Here is a 16,945-nt window from a genome sequence, read left to right as displayed (position 1 = left end):
TTGACATCATCGCGTGCTATTGATGGAACCTGCGGCATCCTTACTCTTATGTGGATGCTTTCACAATGATTAAAAAAGCTTCGCTGCTGACGGCGCTCTCCGTCTCAGCTTTTTCCGGCTGGGCGCAAGATAGCAGCTCAGACAATTTGGTGGTGACAGCAAATCGTTTTCAACAACCGGCTAAGACGGTGCTTGCACCGACAGAAGTGGTGACGCGTGAGGACATCGATCGCTGGCAGTCTCGCTCACTGGTTGATGTGCTGCGTCGCCTGCCTGGGGTTGATATTGCGCAAAACGGCGGGTTAGGCCAAACCGCCTCGGTTTATGTGCGCGGTACAGAAGCGAAACACCTGCTGCTGCTGATTGATGGCGTACCGGTCGCGCGCTCCGGGATTTCCAACGATCCCGAACTGAATCAAATCCCGCTCTCTTTAGTGCAACGTGTTGAATATATTCGCGGGCCGCGCTCTGCCGTGTATGGCTCCGGGGCGATTGGCGGCGTGGTTAACGTCATTACCATGACCGGCAATGAGAAATCACAAATCAATGCCGGCGTTGGCTCGAAGGGCTACCAGACATATGACGGCACACTGCGTCAGCGCTTTGGCGACACGGTGGCGACAGCGGCGGGTTCTTATACCAGTACTCGCGGTTTTAACGTGCAGCCCGGCTCAACCTGGGATCATGACGAAGATCGCGACGGTTATCGCAATAAAACGTTCTGGGGCAGCCTGCAGCACAAATTCAACGACAACTTTGACGGCTTCTTTCGCGGCTACAACTTTAGCAACAACGTGGATTATGACCTCGGCAGCGCGCCGTTTTCCGCAGATTACAGCGCTGATGAGCGCCAGCTGTTTGTGCAGGGTTGGGATACCGGGCTGAATTTCGCCCAGGGGATCTACTCGTCCCAGTTGCTGGCCAGCTACCAGAAAAGCAAAGACTACAACTACAGCAGCATTTATGGCCGCTATAACGATGGCACCACGCTGGATGATATGGAGCAACGATACATTCAGTGGGGCAACAACGTTAATGTCGGCAAAGGTTCTGTTGGCGCGGGTGTCGACTGGAAACAGGAGCGTCTGGTTTCTTCCAATAGCACGACGCGCGACGCTTACGAGCGTGAAAACACGGGCTTATATTTGAACGGGATGCAACAGTTTGGCGATGTCACGCTGGAAGCGTCGGGCCGTGAAGATAAAGATGACGAATTCGGCTGGCACGGCACCTGGCAGACCGCTGCTGGCTGGGAGTTCGTGGAGAATTACCGTCTGACCGTTTCTTACGGCACTGGTTTCCTGGCACCTTCTTTAGGCCAACAGTTTGGTGCGAAGCGTTTTGGCATTGCTTCCAACCCGAATCTGAAACCGGAAGAGTCCAGGCAGTGGGAGGCGGGTGTTGAAGGCTTAACCGGCCCGCTGGACTGGCGTTTGTCTGCCTATCGCTATGAGATTGAAAATCTGATCACCTACAGCGATACGGCTTACTACAACATCAACTCTGCCACCATTAAAGGCGTTGAGTGGACGGGCAGCGTGGATACCGGCATCTTCTCGCATCGCGTGACGCTGCAATATATTGACCCGCGTGATGATGAAACCAATGAAGTGCTGCCGCGCCGTGCGAAGCGCCAGGCGAAGTACCAGCTTGACTGGTCCGTATTGAATGTCGATATGGATCTGGCCTGGGAGTACTTCGGGAAGCGCTATGACAACCGCACGTCAACCTATAATCCTGAGCAACGTATTTTGCCAAGTTATAGTACGGTGGATTTTTCTGCCTCATATCCTGTGACCTCTCATTTAACAGTTCGTGGTAAAATCGCCAACCTGTTCGATAAAGAGTACGAGACAGCATATGGCTACCAAACTGCAGGACGGGAATACACCTTGTCTGGCAGCTACACCTTCTGACGCACGTCCCACCGTGCTGGTGTTTGACTCCGGCGTCGGTGGGTTATCCGTTTATGATGAGATCCGGCATCTCCTGCCGGATCTGCATTACATCTACGCGTTTGACAATGTCGCTTTCCCCTATGGTGAGAAAAGCGAAGCGTTTATTGTTGAGCGTGTTGTCGAAATCGTTACCGCCGTTCAGGCTCAGTACCCCCTCGCGCTGGCCGTTATTGCCTGTAATACGGCGAGTACCGTCTCTTTGCCCGCACTGCGGGATAAGTTCTCTTTCCCTGTCGTCGGTGTCGTGCCTGCCATCAAACCCGCCGCGCGTCTAACGGCAAACGGTGTGGTAGGGCTGCTGGCAACGCGGGGTACGGTGAAGCGCCCTTATACACACGAACTGATTTCGCGTTTCGCGAATGAATGCCGGATTGAGATGTTGGGTTCGGCGGAGCTGGTTGTATTGGCGGAAGCGAAACTGCATGGGGAAACGGTCTCGCTGGATGAGCTGCGACATATCCTTCGCCCATGGCTGCGCATGAAAGAGCCGCCAGATACGGTGGTACTGGGATGTACGCACTTTCCTTTACTGCAAGATGAGTTGCTGCAAGTGTTGCCAGAAGGGACGCGTTTGATTGATTCAGGCGCGGCAATTGCGCGACGTACTGCCTGGCTGCTTGAACACGAAGCGCCGGATGCGAAATCTTCCGATGAGAATATTGCCTATTGCATGGCATTAACTCCTGAGACTGCACAACTATTGCCCGTTTTGCAGCGCTATGGGTTCAAAAAGCTCGAAAAACTGGCACTTTAGAGCAGTTTTGCGCAAAAAAGAGACGGTTGAAAAGTTTTTTGAAATTAGGGGTTGTCAGCGGGAATTAACTCCCTATAATGCGCCTCCACTGACACGGCACAACGGCAAACACACCGGCCTGTCAGGTGAAGAAATCTGAAAATAAACAGTTGACTTCACGGCGGGAAAGCGTAGTATACGCAACCCGCGCCGCAGCAAAAAGCGAGGCGGCACTGCTCTTTAACAATTTATCAGACAATCTGTGTGGGCACTCAGGGTGACTGGATTCTTAACGTCCTCGGACGAAAAATGAATACCAAGTCTCAGTGAGTGAACACGTAATTCATTACGAAGTTCTTTTCTTTAGAAATAAAGAAACATTGAGCATCAAACTTTTAAATTGAAGAGTTTGATCATGGCTCAGATTGAACGCTGGCGGCAGGCCTAACACATGCAAGTCGAACGGTAGCACAGAGAGCTTGCTCTCGGGTGACGAGTGGCGGACGGGTGAGTAATGTCTGGGAAACTGCCTGATGGAGGGGGATAACTACTGGAAACGGTAGCTAATACCGCATAACGTCGCAAGACCAAAGAGGGGGACCTTCGGGCCTCTTGCCATCAGATGTGCCCAGATGGGATTAGCTAGTAGGTGGGGTAACGGCTCACCTAGGCGACGATCCCTAGCTGGTCTGAGAGGATGACCAGCCACACTGGAACTGAGACACGGTCCAGACTCCTACGGGAGGCAGCAGTGGGGAATATTGCACAATGGGCGCAAGCCTGATGCAGCCATGCCGCGTGTATGAAGAAGGCCTTCGGGTTGTAAAGTACTTTCAGCGGGGAGGAAGGGAGTAAGGTTAATAACCTTATTCATTGACGTTACCCGCAGAAGAAGCACCGGCTAACTCCGTGCCAGCAGCCGCGGTAATACGGAGGGTGCAAGCGTTAATCGGAATTACTGGGCGTAAAGCGCACGCAGGCGGTCTGTCAAGTCGGATGTGAAATCCCCGGGCTCAACCTGGGAACTGCATCCGAAACTGGCAGGCTTGAGTCTCGTAGAGGGAGGTAGAATTCCAGGTGTAGCGGTGAAATGCGTAGAGATCTGGAGGAATACCGGTGGCGAAGGCGGCCTCCTGGACGAAGACTGACGCTCAGGTGCGAAAGCGTGGGGAGCAAACAGGATTAGATACCCTGGTAGTCCACGCCGTAAACGATGTCTATTTGGAGGTTGTGCCCTTGAGGCGTGGCTTCCGGAGCTAACGCGTTAAATAGACCGCCTGGGGAGTACGGCCGCAAGGTTAAAACTCAAATGAATTGACGGGGGCCCGCACAAGCGGTGGAGCATGTGGTTTAATTCGATGCAACGCGAAGAACCTTACCTGGTCTTGACATCCACAGAACTTAGCAGAGATGCTTTGGTGCCTTCGGGAACTGTGAGACAGGTGCTGCATGGCTGTCGTCAGCTCGTGTTGTGAAATGTTGGGTTAAGTCCCGCAACGAGCGCAACCCTTATCCTTTGTTGCCAGCGGTTAGGCCGGGAACTCAAAGGAGACTGCCAGTGATAAACTGGAGGAAGGTGGGGATGACGTCAAGTCATCATGGCCCTTACGACCAGGGCTACACACGTGCTACAATGGCGCATACAAAGAGAAGCGACCTCGCGAGAGCAAGCGGACCTCATAAAGTGCGTCGTAGTCCGGATTGGAGTCTGCAACTCGACTCCATGAAGTCGGAATCGCTAGTAATCGTGGATCAGAATGCCACGGTGAATACGTTCCCGGGCCTTGTACACACCGCCCGTCACACCATGGGAGTGGGTTGCAAAAGAAGTAGGTAGCTTAACCTTCGGGAGGGCGCTTACCACTTTGTGATTCATGACTGGGGTGAAGTCGTAACAAGGTAACCGTAGGGGAACCTGCGGTTGGATCACCTCCTTACCTTAAAGAACCTGCCTCTGCAGTGTCCACACAGATTGTCTGATGAAATAACGAGCAGTAAAAAATCTCTGCAGGCTTGTAGCTCAGGTGGTTAGAGCGCACCCCTGATAAGGGTGAGGTCGGTGGTTCAAGTCCACTCAGGCCTACCAAATTCATGCTGATACTGCGTTGTGGCAACGCTCACATACAGATGTATGCTTCGCGTCACCCCGCCTTGTCTCAGAATGAATTACGGGTATACGGGATTTAACTACGATGGGGCTATAGCTCAGCTGGGAGAGCGCCTGCTTTGCACGCAGGAGGTCTGCGGTTCGATCCCGCATAGCTCCACCATCTTTACTGTTCGGCACAAGAAAACTTCAGAGTACACATTCTGTGTGTGCTGCGAAGTTTTGCTCTTTAAAAATCTGGATCAAGCTGAAAATTGAAACACTGAACAGTGTGAACTGTTCTGTGAGTCTCTCAAATTTTTACAGCGCGATGATGAATCGAAAGAAACATCTTCGGGTTGTGAGGTTAAGCGACTAAGCGTACACGGTGGATGCCCTGGCAGTCAGAGGCGATGAAGGACGTGCTAATCTGCGAAAAGCGCCGGTAAGGTGATATGAACCGTTATAGCCGGCGATGTCCGAATGGGGAAACCCAGTGTGACTCGTCACACTATCATTAACTGAATCCATAGGTTAATGAGGCGAACCGGGGGAACTGAAACATCTAAGTACCCCGAGGAAAAGAAATCAACCGAGATTCCCCCAGTAGCGGCGAGCGAACGGGGAGGAGCCCAGAGTCTGAATCAGCTTGTGTGTTAGTGGAAGCGTCTGGAAAGTCGCGCGATACAGGGTGACAGCCCCGTACACAAAAGCACACAGGCTGTGAGCTCGATGAGTAGGGCGGGACACGTGGTATCCTGTCTGAATATGGGGGGACCATCCTCCAAGGCTAAATACTCCTGACTGACCGATAGTGAACCAGTACCGTGAGGGAAAGGCGAAAAGAACCCCGGCGAGGGGAGTGAAAAAGAACCTGAAACCGTGTACGTACAAGCAGTGGGAGCCTCTTGATGGGGTGACTGCGTACCTTTTGTATAATGGGTCAGCGACTTATATTCTGTAGCAAGGTTAACCGAATAGGGGAGCCGAAGGGAAACCGAGTCTTAACTGGGCGTTAAGTTGCAGGGTATAGACCCGAAACCCGGTGATCTAGCCATGGGCAGGTTGAAGGTTGGGTAACACTAACTGGAGGACCGAACCGACTAATGTTGAAAAATTAGCGGATGACCTGTGGCTGGGGGTGAAAGGCCAATCAAACCGGGAGATAGCTGGTTCTCCCCGAAAGCTATTTAGGTAGCGCCTCGTGAATTCATCTCCGGGGGTAGAGCACTGTTTCGGCTAGGGGGCCATCCCGGCTTACCAACCCGATGCAAACTACGAATACCGGAGAATGTTATCACGGGAGACACACGGCGGGTGCTAACGTCCGTCGTGAAGAGGGAAACAACCCAGACCGCCAGCTAAGGTCCCAAAGTCATGGTTAAGTGGGAAACGATGTGGGAAGGCCCAGACAGCCAGGATGTTGGCTTAGAAGCAGCCATCATTTAAAGAAAGCGTAATAGCTCACTGGTCGAGTCGGCCTGCGCGGAAGATGTAACGGGGCTAAACCATGCACCGAAGCTGCGGCAGCGACACTATTGTGTTGTTGGGTAGGGGAGCGTTCTGTAAGCCTGCGAAGGTGGCCTGTGAGGGTTGCTGGAGGTATCAGAAGTGCGAATGCTGACATAAGTAACGATAAAGCGGGTGAAAAGCCCGCTCGCCGGAAGACCAAGGGTTCCTGTCCAACGTTAATCGGGGCAGGGTGAGTCGACCCCTAAGGCGAGGCCGAAAGGCGTAGTCGATGGGAAACAGGTTAATATTCCTGTACTTGGTGTTACTGCGAAGGGGGGACGGAGAAGGCTATGTTAGCCGGGCGACGGTTGTCCCGGTTTAAGCGTGAAGGTGTGTGCTCCAGGCAAATCCGGAGTGCTTTAACACTGAGGCGTGATGACGAGGCACCACGGTGCTGAAGTAACAAATGCCCTGCTTCCAGGAAAAGCCTCTAAGCTCCAGGTAACACGAAATCGTACCCCAAACCGACACAGGTGGTCAGGTAGAGAATACCAAGGCGCTTGAGAGAACTCGGGTGAAGGAACTAGGCAAAATGGTGCCGTAACTTCGGGAGAAGGCACGCTGATATGTAGGTGAAGCGACTTGCTCGTGGAGCTGAAATCAGTCGAAGATACCAGCTGGCTGCAACTGTTTATTAAAAACACAGCACTGTGCAAACACGAAAGTGGACGTATACGGTGTGACGCCTGCCCGGTGCCGGAAGGTTAATTGATGGGGTCATCCGTAAGGAGAAGCTCTTGATCGAAGCCCCGGTAAACGGCGGCCGTAACTATAACGGTCCTAAGGTAGCGAAATTCCTTGTCGGGTAAGTTCCGACCTGCACGAATGGCGTAATGATGGCCAGGCTGTCTCCACCCGAGACTCAGTGAAATTGAACTCGCTGTGAAGATGCAGTGTACCCGCGGCAAGACGGAAAGACCCCGTGAACCTTTACTATAGCTTGACACTGAACACTGGTCCTTGATGTGTAGGATAGGTGGGAGGCTTTGAAGCGTGGACGCCAGTCTGCGTGGAGCCATCCTTGAAATACCACCCTTTAATGGCTGGTGTTCTAACGTGGACCCGTAATCCGGGTTGCGGACAGTGTCTGGTGGGTAGTTTGACTGGGGCGGTCTCCTCCTAAAGCGTAACGGAGGAGCACGAAGGTCAGCTAATCCTGGTCGGACATCAGGAGGTTAGTGCAATGGCATAAGCTGGCTTGACTGCGAGCGTGACGGCGCGAGCAGGTGCGAAAGCAGGTCATAGTGATCCGGTGGTTCTGAATGGAAGGGCCATCGCTCAACGGATAAAAGGTACTCCGGGGATAACAGGCTGATACCGCCCAAGAGTTCATATCGACGGCGGTGTTTGGCACCTCGATGTCGGCTCATCACATCCTGGGGCTGAAGTAGGTCCCAAGGGTATGGCTGTTCGCCATTTAAAGTGGTACGCGAGCTGGGTTTAGAACGTCGTGAGACAGTTCGGTCCCTATCTGCCGTGGGCGCTGGAGAATTGAGGGGGGCTGCTCCTAGTACGAGAGGACCGGAGTGGACGCATCACTGGTGTTCGGGTTGTCATGCCAATGGCACTGCCCGGTAGCTAAATGCGGAAGAGATAAGTGCTGAAAGCATCTAAGCACGAAACTTGCCCCGAGATGAGTTCTCCCTGAGACTTTAAGTCTCCTGAAGGAACGTTGAAGACGACGACGTTGATAGGCCGGGTGTGTAAGCGCAGCGATGCGTTGAGCTAACCGGTACTAATGAACCGTGAGGCTTAACCTTACAACGCCGAAGATGTTTTGGCGGTGAGAGACAGATTTTCAGCTTTGATTCAGAGTCCGAAGGATTTTGCGCAGAGACAAGGCGGCAAATGAGACGACGGAGGAGCATACAGGAGTATGTGACTGACGTTCGTGAATGCAGCCAACGCGGTATTGGTGCAAAAGACACAGGACAGGGCACAAAGAATTTGCCTGGCGGCACTAGCGCGGTGGTCCCACCTGACCCCATGCCGAACTCAGAAGTGAAACGCCGTAGCGCCGATGGTAGTGTGGGGTCTCCCCATGCGAGAGTAGGGAACTGCCAGGCATCAAATTAGCAGTGAACCGGGGCAGCAAACCGGTGGTTGTAAAGAAATTCGGTGGAGCGGTAGTTCAGTCGGTTAGAATACCTGCCTGTCACGCAGGGGGTCGCGGGTTCGAGTCCCGTCCGTTCCGCCACCCTTATTAGGGGCGTAGTTCAATTGGTAGAGCACCGGTCTCCAAAACCGGGTGTTGGGGGTTCGAGTCCCTCCGCCCCTGCCAGAAATAATCCTTAGCATCTGCTAAGGATTTTTTTTGCTTCTTTTTTAGCGCTCACACTATAAATAATCTCTCGCATGGCATCCTTGCCAAAAATATTCAATCAATCACTTTGATTTTCAAAAGATCGCGTATCTGATTTTGCTTATCGCTGTTCTGCAGCCAAATTGCATAAAGTGGACGAGAAAGCATTGCCGTGTCAGCAACTGGATATAACTTCTCTTTTTGCTCTGCCCATGAGACAGGCAGCCAGGTGCAGCCATTGAGCTGCGGTAATTGCTGATGCGCCACTTCTGCTGAACTGGTCGTCAATGTGGGCACGTCATCACTGGCGATTAACTCCGCTTCATGCTGCTGAAAATCCGGACCCCATTCGAGGCGCAGGTAATTCAATTCTGACTTGCTCTTTTCAGGGGTTGCGCAATAAAGCGCAAGTGTGAAATGGCCGAGCAACTGGCTGCTAAATTCATCCATCTTCGGTGTTTCAGTCGTGATCAGCAGATCCAGCTGCCGCTCATGTAGCTGTTTAACCAATGATTGCCGTTGTGCAATTCGTGCTTCGAACTGAAGGTTTCCTTGCAGGTTATACAGCCGGGTTAACCAATCGCTAAGCATGCATTCCCACAGGGATGCGCTGGCCCCAATTGAAAATTGGTGGTGTCGCGATGTGTGCGCCACTTCCTTTCTTGCTGCTTGCCAGGTGCTCATCAATGTTTCCGCATACGGCAGCAGCTTTTCGCCCGCTGCTGTCAGGCGGATATTGTTGCGATGGCGTGTAAAGAGATTAACCCCAAGTTGATTCTCTAACTGGCGAATACGAAAACTCACCGCGGACTGGGTCAGATAGAGTGCTTCGGCTGCACGACCGAAGTGACGAGTCCTGCTAACTTCGAGGAAAGTTTTTAGTAATTCCGTATCCACAGTTTTCTCCACAAAAATATTTGTCGTAATGATTTAAATGTTTTGTTTTACACTCTGTCAAGCGTAACTAATACTCCGCGCCATAAATAGCTCGGCCAAAGAATTAGGAGCGTGCAGGATGGCGGAAAGCTTTACGACGACGAATCGTTTTTTCGACAATAAGAATTATCCGCGCGGGTTCTCTCGCCACGGTGACTTCACCATCAAAGAGGCGCAACTGCTTGAGCGCCATGGTTATGCTTTTAACGAACTGGAACTCGGTAAGCGTGAACCAGTGACTGCAGAAGAAACGCAATTTGTTGCAGTGTGCCGTGGAGAGCGTGAGCCAGACACCGAAGCAGAACGCGTCTGGATCAAATATATGGCACGCATTAAGCGTCCGAAGCGCTTTCACACCCTTTCAGGTGGGAAACCACAGATGGAAGGTGCGGAAGACTATACGGATTCCGAAGATTAAGAGAAAAGGGGCTAAGGCCCCTTTTTTACATCAGCATCTTTTGCAAATGAATCAGTAGCCTGTCGATTGCGCGATAACTTAACGCTTCCTGCAGGTGCGCTCGCTGGATCGCCGGTTCTTCTTCAAGATCGGCTATCGTTTGTGCAACTCTCAACAGGCGTTGCCAGGCGCGTACCGACAATCCCAGACGTGTTAACGTCTCTTCCAGCCAGTTCCCATCTTCTCTGGTAAGTATACAAAGCTGTTTCGTTTCGCTGCTATCCAGATGCGCGTTGAGTTTATTTTGTCGCTGGTATTGCCTTGCCCGGGCCTGAATAACCCGTAAGCGTACTGTTTCGCTGCTTTCACCTTTATGCTGTTGCTGGCTCATCAACCCCGGTGCAAGCAGGGGGATCTCGAGCGAGAGATCGAAGCGATCGAGAAAAGGGCCTGATAACTTTCCCAAATAGCGCAGCGTTTGCTCCGGTGTCGAGCGGTTATGGTTTCCCCGGTAATGGCCGGTCGGGCTCGGGTTCATAGCGGCGATTAACTGGAAACGTGCGGGATAGGTAACTTTCGCCCTGGCCCGCGAGAGATGGATTTGTCCCGATTCAATAGGCTCGCGGAGTGCATCCAGCACACGGCGTTCAAATTCCGGTAATTCATCCAGAAACAGAACGCCATTATGCGCCAGTGAAATCTCCCCCGGACCGGGTATGGAGCCGCCGCCGACAAGCGCCGCCAGTGAAGCACTGTGATGCGGTGCTCTGAATGGGCGTCGGCGCCAGTGGCGAGAGAGTGCTGCTGAATTGACCACGCTCATAATGGCCGCGCTTTCCAGTGCTTCCTGGTTGTTCAATGGCGGCAACAATCCTCCCAACCGGCTGGCCAGCATGGTCTTACCCGTGCCCGGAGGTCCTATTAACAACAGGTTATGTCCACCTGCCGCAGTAATTTCCAGTGCGCGCTTCCCTTGCTCCTGTCCAATAACATCGCTTAAATCCTCACTGTAGGCCTCCTGGCTGCTACAAAAGGGAACTGGTGAAGGTAATGCCTGTTTTCCTTCCAGAAACGCACACACTTCTTGTAAATGGTCGGCAACCAGACACTCCTGTGTTTCTGTAAGGCTAGCTTCAGCTTCGTTTTCTCTGGCAATAACGATGCGCCTGTTGGCTTTTACCGCTTCAATGACAGAAGAGATGGCACCGGGAACCCCACGTAATGCGCCTGTAAGGGCAAGTTCGCCGACAAACTCATAACGACTCAGTTCTGGTGCCGTTAGCTGCTCAGAAGCGGACAGAAGCGCGATAGCGATGGGTAAATCATATCGTCCACCTTCTTTGGGTAGATCCGCTGGAGCCAGGTTGATCGTGATTCGTTTCGCCGGAAATTCATATCCGCTGTTGATAATGGCGCTACGAACACGATCGCGTGCTTCTTTAACCGTGGTTTCCGGTAGCCCGACAATAGTCAGCCCCGGCAGCCCGTTACTGATATGCACTTCAACGGTGACCTGGGGGGCCGTCACGCCTAACGCCGCTCGCGTAAAAATTACAGACAATGCCATAGGCTCTCCTTTTCGCAGACATTATCTGTTTTGGTTATTGTTTTTCATTATCGGAAAGCTGCTTTTGCGCTCGCGTTTCCTGAATTTCGCTGCAATTAGTCACTTTTTTCATTGTGTTGGAATGTTGATCGCAGCGTTTTATTACGCCTGCCAGGTGTGAGAAATTTTCACTAAGACTTTTCTCTATATAAAACAAACATTTTTTGCCAATTTGTCGGTGTGGCCGCAAACTGCGTCATAAATTTTTCTTGTTTCTTGTCTTAAATCTGTGTTACCTCTTTAGGCATTCCTTCGAACATGAAGCAAGAACGAACACAAATGAAAGCCCTTCTACGAGTGATTAGCCTGGTCGTGATTAGCGTGGTGGTGATTATTATCCCACCGTGCGGGGCTGCACTTGGACGAGGAAAGGCTTAAAAAACAAGCCTTAACGAACTAAGACCCCCGCACCGAAAGGTCCGGGGGTTTTTTTATGACATAAAAACATAAACGAGGAGCAGAGAATGAGTAATAGCACAAAATTCTGTTTCTCCCGATATCCGGCGGGGAACTGACTATGAATGGGGCACAGTGGGTAGTACATGCGTTGCGAGCGCAGAAAGTCGATATCGTCTTCGGCTATCCGGGCGGCGCAATTATGCCGGTTTACGATGCATTGTATGACGGCGGCGTGGAACACCTACTTTGCCGGCATGAGCAGGGCGCGGCGATGGCCGCTATCGGCTATGCTCGCGCCACCGGTAAAACCGGCGTTTGCATCGCCACTTCCGGCCCAGGTGCGACGAATCTGATCACCGGTCTTGCTGACGCGTTATTAGATTCCGTTCCGGTTGTTGCCATTACCGGCCAGGTTGCAGCTCCGCTTATTGGCACCGACGCGTTTCAGGAAGTGGACGTACTGGGTTTATCCCTCGCCTGCACGAAGCACAGCTTTCTGGTTGAATCGCTGGAAGAATTACCGCGTGTCATGGCTGAGGCTTTCTACGTGGCGAATTCCGGCCGCCCTGGCCCGGTTCTGGTTGATATTCCGAAAGACATTCAACTGGCTATTGGCGATTTTGACCCTTGGTTCGCGACTGTCGACGATGAGCATTATTTCCCGCAGGCTGAAGTTGAACAGGCCGTGCAGATGCTCTTACAGGCAACAAAACCAATGCTCTATGTTGGCGGCGGCGTGGGCATGGCGCAGGCGGTTCCGGCGCTGCGTGAGTTTCTGGGCGTGACGCAAATGCCGGTCACTTGCACGTTGAAAGGGCTGGGCGCGGTGGAGGCTGAGTATGCTTACTATCTTGGCATGCTGGGGATGCACGGTACGAAAGCTGCGAATTTTGCCGTGCAGGAGTGCGACCTACTGATTGCCGTTGGTGCTCGCTTTGACGATCGCGTAACCGGCAAGTTGAATACCTTCGCGCCGAATGCCAAAGTGATCCATATGGATATCGACCCGGCGGAAATGAGCAAACTGCGCCAGGCGCACGTTGCGTTGCAGGGCGATTTAAATGCGTTGCTGCCTGCGCTGCAACAGCCGCTGGCAATTGATGCGTGGCGTCAATACAGCGCGGATCTGCGTCGCGAACATGCCTGGCGTTATGATCATCCAGGCGAAGCTATTTATGCGCCGCTGTTGTTAAAACAGCTCTCCGATCGCAAACCGGAAAACAGCGTAGTCACTACCGACGTTGGCCAGCATCAGATGTGGGCGGCGCAACATCTGTGTTTCAGCCGCCCGGAAGATTTCATCACGTCCAGCGGATTAGGTACGATGGGCTTCGGTTTACCGGCCGCCGTTGGCGCGCAGGTTGCCCGCCCGGACGATACGGTAATCTGTATCTCCGGTGACGGCTCCTTCATGATGAATGTTCAGGAACTCGGCACCGTTAAACGTAAGCAATTACCGCTGAAGATTGTCTTACTGGACAACCAGCGTTTAGGGATGGTACGCCAGTGGCAGCAGTTATTCTTCAACGAGCGTTATAGCGAAACTACCCTGACTGATAACCCCGATTTCCTCACGCTGGCCAGCGCTTTTGGCATCCCCGGCCAGCACATCACCCGAAAAGACCAGGTTGAAGTGGCACTCGACACGATGCTCACGAGCCCAGGGCCATACCTGCTTCATGTCTCAATCGATGAACTTGAGAATGTCTGGCCACTGGTGCCGCCCGGCGCCAGTAACTCACAAATGCTGGAGAAATTATCATGATGCAACATCAGGTCGCCGTTGAGGCCCGCTTCAATCCGGAAACATTAGAACGCGTACTGCGCGTGGTGCGCCACCGTGGCTTTCAGGTATGTGCCATGAATATGGAAACCGCCAGTGATGCGCGGAACATAAATATCGAATTGACCGTTGCCAGCCCGCGGCCTGTCGAATTACTGTTTAGCCAGTTAAGCAAACTTGTTGACGTTGCCCGGGTTGATATCCGCCAGCGTGCCACATCATCACAATCACAACAAATCCGCGCGTAAGCGCAAAAGGAAGAATAATGACGACGAAAAAAGCAGACTACATTTGGTCTAATGGCGAGATGGTTCGTTGGGAAGATGCAAAAGTTCACGTGATGTCCCACGCGCTGCATTACGGCACCTCCGTATTTGAAGGTATCCGTTGCTATGACTCGCACAAAGGTCCGGTAGTCTTTCGCCATCGTGAACATATGCAACGTCTGCGCGATTCCGCCAAAATCTATCGTTTCCCGGTATCTCAGAGCGTTGATGAGCTGATGGAAGCCTGCCGCTCAGTGATCCGCAAAAACAATCTGACCAGTGCCTATATTCGTCCGCTGGTGTTTGTGGGCGATGTTGGCATGGGCGTTAACCCTCCGGCTGGCTACACCACTGATGTGATCATCGCCGCGTTCCCGTGGGGCGCTTACCTCGGTGCGGAAGCACTGGATCAGGGGATCGATGCGATGGTTTCTTCCTGGAACCGCGTTGCGCCGAACACCATCCCGACAGCCGCGAAAGCGGGCGGTAACTACCTCTCTTCACTGCTTGTGGGCAGCGAAGCGCGCCGCCACGGCTACCAGGAAGGGATCGCGCTGGACGTGAACGGCTACATCTCTGAAGGTGCGGGCGAAAACCTGTTTGAAGTAAAAGACGGCATCCTGTTCACGCCGCCGTTTACCTCCTCTGCCCTGCCGGGTATCACCCGCGATGCGATCATCAAGCTGGCGAAAGAGCTGAACATCGAAGTTCGCGAGCAAGTGCTGTCCCGCGAATCGCTGTATCTGGCGGATGAAGTGTTTATGTCCGGTACGGCAGCGGAAATCACGCCGGTGCGCAGCGTTGATGGTATTCAGGTTGGTGAAGGTCGTTGCGGCCCGGTTACTAAACGTATTCAGCAAGCATTCTTTGGCCTCTTCACCGGTGAGACGGAAGATAAGTGGGGCTGGTTGGATCAAGTTAATCCATAAATACCCGTCATACTTCAGGTTGTAGGTGTGTTGGCCGCACTCGTTCACCCCCGTCACTTACTTATGTAAGCTCCAGGGGATTCGCTCGCTTGCCGCCTTCCTACAACCAGAATTATTCAGGGTATAGCAAATAAATATGGGATGGCACGCACCACCCCATCGACAAGATAGACGGGAGTAAAAGAGCATGCCTAAGTACCGTTCCGCCACCACCACCCACGGGCGCAATATGGCGGGTGCCCGCGCGCTGTGGCGCGCAACCGGGATGACCGACGCCGATTTCGGCAAGCCGATTATCGCCGTCGTGAACTCGTTTACCCAGTTCGTGCCGGGCCACGTTCACCTGCGCGATCTTGGTAAGCTGGTTGCGGAGCAAATCGAAGCCGCAGGCGGCGTGGCGAAAGAGTTCAATACCATCGCCGTTGATGATGGCATCGCCATGGGCCACGGCGGCATGCTTTACTCACTGCCTTCCCGCGAGCTGATTGCCGATTCCGTTGAATACATGGTCAATGCCCACTGCGCTGACGCGATGGTGTGTATTTCCAACTGCGACAAAATCACCCCAGGGATGTTGATGGCCTCTCTGCGGTTGAATATTCCGGTGATTTTCGTCTCCGGCGGCCCAATGGAAGCCGGGAAAACCAAACTCTCCAACCAGATAATCAAACTCGATCTGGTGGATGCCATGATTCAGGGCGCAGATCCGAAAGTGTCTGACGATCAGAGCGATCAGGTAGAACGTTCCGCCTGCCCAACTTGCGGCTCCTGCTCCGGCATGTTCACCGCCAACTCGATGAACTGTCTGACCGAAGCGCTGGGGCTGTCGCAGCCGGGTAACGGCTCGCTGCTGGCGACCCATGCTGACCGCAAAGAGCTGTTTATCAACGCGGGCAAACGCATTGTTGAGCTGACTAAACGCTATTACGAGCAGGATGACACCAGCGCGCTGCCGCGTTCTATCGCCAGCAAAGCGGCGTTTGAGAACGCCATGACGCTGGATATCGCCATGGGCGGCTCCACTAACACCGTTTTGCACCTGCTGGCCGCCGCGCAGGAAGCGGAAATTGATTTCACCATGAGTGATATCGATAAGCTGTCCCGCAAAGTTCCGCAGCTGTGTAAAGTCGCGCCGAGTACGCAGAAATATCATATGGAAGATGTGCACCGCGCCGGTGGCGTGCTGGGCATCCTGGGTGAGCTGGATCGCGCTAACTTGTTGAACCGTGACGTGAAAAACGTGCTCGGTCTGACGCTGCCGCAAACCCTTGAGCAGTACGACGTGATGCTGACCAAAGACGACGCGGTGAAAACCATGTTCCGCGCAGGTCCGGCGGGTATCCGCACCACGCAGGCGTTTTCCCAGAATTGCCGCTGGGACACGCTGGATGACGATCGCGCTGAAGGCTGCATCCGTTCGCTGGAGCACGCTTACAGCCAGGACGGTGGTCTGGCCGTGCTGTACGGCAACTTTGCTGAAAACGGCTGTATCGTCAAAACCGCAGGCGTTGATGACAGCAACCTGAAATTCACCGGCCCGGCGAAAGTGTACGAAAGCCAGGACGCGGCGGTGGAAGCCATTCTCGGCGGTAAAGTTGTTGCTGGTGATGTGGTGGTGATTCGTTACGAAGGGCCGAAAGGCGGGCCGGGGATGCAGGAAATGCTCTACCCAACCAGTTTCCTGAAATCGATGGGCCTCGGCAAAGCGTGTGCGCTGATCACCGATGGGCGTTTCTCCGGCGGAACATCAGGTTTGTCTATCGGTCACGTTTCCCCGGAAGCGGCAAGCGGCGGCAATATCGGTCTGATTGAAGACGGCGATATCATCGCTATCGATATTCCAAGCCGTAGCATTCAACTGCAACTGAGCGACCGTGAACTGGCGGCGCGCCGTGAAGCACAGGAAGCCCGTGGCGATAAAGCCTGGACACCGGTTGACCGTGAACGTCAGGTCTCCTTCGCGCTGCGCGCTTATGCCAGTCTCGCGACCAGTGCGGATAAAGGCGCGGTTCGCGATAAATCCAAACTTGGGGGTTAA

At 53.3% G+C, this 16,945-nt stretch carries 11 protein-coding genes, 4 tRNA genes and 3 rRNA genes; 16 read left to right on the top strand and 2 right to left on the bottom strand.

Annotated elements, in window-relative coordinates; all coding sequences use genetic code 11:
- Positions 1–65 precede the first annotated feature (65 nt).
- The 9 genes from btuB to C813_RS45330 all read left to right on the top strand — a co-directional run bounded on the left by btuB (position 66) and on the right by C813_RS45330 (position 8,570).
- Complete coding sequence (gene btuB / locus C813_RS45370; RefSeq protein WP_017459613.1) at positions 66–1,916, top strand: TonB-dependent vitamin B12 receptor BtuB; 1,851 nt, start codon at positions 66–68, stop codon at positions 1,914–1,916.
- Positions 1,861–2,712, top strand: coding sequence for a glutamate racemase (gene murI / locus C813_RS45365; protein WP_025263775.1), 852 nt, complete (start codon positions 1,861–1,863; stop codon positions 2,710–2,712). The genes btuB and murI overlap by 56 nt, the downstream gene beginning before the upstream one ends.
- 376 nt (positions 2,713–3,088) lie before the next feature.
- Positions 3,089–4,628, top strand: a 16S ribosomal RNA gene (locus C813_RS45360).
- A gap of 72 nt (positions 4,629–4,700) precedes the next feature.
- Positions 4,701–4,777 (top strand) — tRNA-Ile (locus C813_RS45355).
- 108 nt (positions 4,778–4,885) lie between these two features.
- Positions 4,886–4,961: transfer RNA gene (locus tag C813_RS45350), tRNA-Ala, on the top strand.
- A gap of 181 nt (positions 4,962–5,142) precedes the next feature.
- Positions 5,143–8,049: ribosomal RNA gene (locus C813_RS45345) — 23S ribosomal RNA — on the top strand.
- 190 nt (positions 8,050–8,239) lie between these two features.
- A 5S ribosomal RNA gene (gene rrf, locus C813_RS45340) occupies positions 8,240–8,355 on the top strand.
- The 16S, 23S and 5S rRNA genes sit together here with 4 tRNA genes alongside, the layout of an rRNA operon.
- 54 nt (positions 8,356–8,409) lie before the next feature.
- Positions 8,410–8,486 (top strand) — tRNA-Asp (locus C813_RS45335).
- A gap of 8 nt (positions 8,487–8,494) precedes the next feature.
- A tRNA-Trp gene (locus tag C813_RS45330) sits at positions 8,495–8,570 on the top strand.
- 96 nt (positions 8,571–8,666) lie between these two features.
- Here C813_RS45330 and hdfR read toward each other — a convergent pair.
- Positions 8,667–9,500: an HTH-type transcriptional regulator HdfR gene (hdfR, locus tag C813_RS45325; protein ID WP_167579004.1), complete on the bottom strand. Its 834-nt coding sequence runs from the start codon at positions 9,498–9,500 to the stop codon at positions 8,667–8,669.
- 106 nt (positions 9,501–9,606) lie between these two features.
- Here hdfR and C813_RS45320 point away from each other — a divergent pair, with 106 nt between their 5' ends.
- Positions 9,607–9,945: a DUF413 domain-containing protein gene (locus tag C813_RS45320; protein ID WP_017459699.1), complete on the top strand. Its 339-nt coding sequence runs from the start codon at positions 9,607–9,609 to the stop codon at positions 9,943–9,945.
- 25 nt (positions 9,946–9,970) lie between these two features.
- Here the strand turns inward: C813_RS45320 and C813_RS45315 are convergent, their stop codons facing one another.
- Positions 9,971–11,491, bottom strand: a complete 1,521-nt coding sequence (locus tag C813_RS45315) for a YifB family Mg chelatase-like AAA ATPase (protein ID WP_017459700.1) — start codon at positions 11,489–11,491, stop codon at positions 9,971–9,973.
- A 318-nt stretch (positions 11,492–11,809) separates the two neighbouring features.
- Here C813_RS45315 and ilvL point away from each other — a divergent pair, with 318 nt between their 5' ends.
- From ilvL to ilvD, 6 genes are all read left to right on the top strand, one after another.
- On the top strand, positions 11,810–11,908 hold the full coding sequence (gene ilvL / locus C813_RS46690; RefSeq protein WP_015966468.1) for an ilv operon leader peptide: 99 nt from the start codon (positions 11,810–11,812) through the stop codon (positions 11,906–11,908).
- An 86-nt stretch (positions 11,909–11,994) separates the two neighbouring features.
- Positions 11,995–12,045, top strand: coding sequence for a peptide IlvX (gene ilvX / locus C813_RS47725; protein WP_202969612.1), 51 nt, complete (start codon positions 11,995–11,997; stop codon positions 12,043–12,045).
- 2 nt (positions 12,046–12,047) lie between these two features.
- A complete protein-coding gene (gene ilvG, locus C813_RS45310) occupies positions 12,048–13,694 on the top strand; it encodes an acetolactate synthase 2 catalytic subunit (RefSeq protein ID WP_017459701.1) in 1,647 nt (548 codons plus the stop codon).
- Complete coding sequence (gene ilvM, locus C813_RS45305) at positions 13,691–13,960, top strand: acetolactate synthase 2 small subunit (RefSeq protein WP_017459702.1); 270 nt, start codon at positions 13,691–13,693, stop codon at positions 13,958–13,960. Before ilvG ends, ilvM begins: the two co-directional genes overlap by 4 nt.
- Positions 13,961–13,977: 17 nt before the next feature.
- Positions 13,978–14,907 carry a branched-chain amino acid transaminase gene (locus C813_RS45300; RefSeq protein WP_017459703.1) on the top strand — a complete coding sequence of 310 codons (930 nt, stop codon included), beginning with the start codon at positions 13,978–13,980 and terminating at the stop codon, positions 14,905–14,907.
- A 187-nt stretch (positions 14,908–15,094) separates the two neighbouring features.
- The gene (ilvD, locus tag C813_RS45295) at positions 15,095–16,945 is read left to right on the top strand and encodes a dihydroxy-acid dehydratase (RefSeq protein ID WP_017459704.1); all 1,851 of its coding nucleotides are present in this window, start codon (positions 15,095–15,097) and stop codon (positions 16,943–16,945) included.

Origin of the sequence: Kosakonia sacchari SP1, from assembly GCF_000300455.3 — a bacterium.
GTDB classification, from domain to species: Bacteria; Pseudomonadota; Gammaproteobacteria; order Enterobacterales; family Enterobacteriaceae; genus Kosakonia; species Kosakonia sacchari.
Note: the sequence above shows the minus strand (reverse complement) of the source record. Positions and strands in the feature narration are given on the sequence as shown.

Bases quoted from the DNA above. Each gene is read 5' to 3' on its own strand.
- ilvG (WP_017459701.1), top strand. From the start codon at position 12,048: ATGAATGGGGCACAGTGGGTAGTACATGCGTTGCGAGCGCAGAAAGTC.
- ilvL (WP_015966468.1), top strand. From the start codon at position 11,810: ATGAAAGCCCTTCTACGAGTGATTAGCCTGGTCGTGATTAGCGTGGTG.
- btuB (WP_017459613.1), top strand. From the start codon at position 66: ATGATTAAAAAAGCTTCGCTGCTGACGGCGCTCTCCGTCTCAGCTTTT.
- C813_RS45320 (WP_017459699.1), top strand. From the start codon at position 9,607: ATGGCGGAAAGCTTTACGACGACGAATCGTTTTTTCGACAATAAGAAT.
- ilvD (WP_017459704.1), top strand. From the start codon at position 15,095: ATGCCTAAGTACCGTTCCGCCACCACCACCCACGGGCGCAATATGGCG.
- ilvM (WP_017459702.1), top strand. From the start codon at position 13,691: ATGATGCAACATCAGGTCGCCGTTGAGGCCCGCTTCAATCCGGAAACA.
- C813_RS45300 (WP_017459703.1), top strand. From the start codon at position 13,978: ATGACGACGAAAAAAGCAGACTACATTTGGTCTAATGGCGAGATGGTT.
- C813_RS45315 (WP_017459700.1), bottom strand. From the start codon at position 11,491: ATGGCATTGTCTGTAATTTTTACGCGAGCGGCGTTAGGCGTGACGGCC.
- murI (WP_025263775.1), top strand. From the start codon at position 1,861: ATGGCTACCAAACTGCAGGACGGGAATACACCTTGTCTGGCAGCTACA.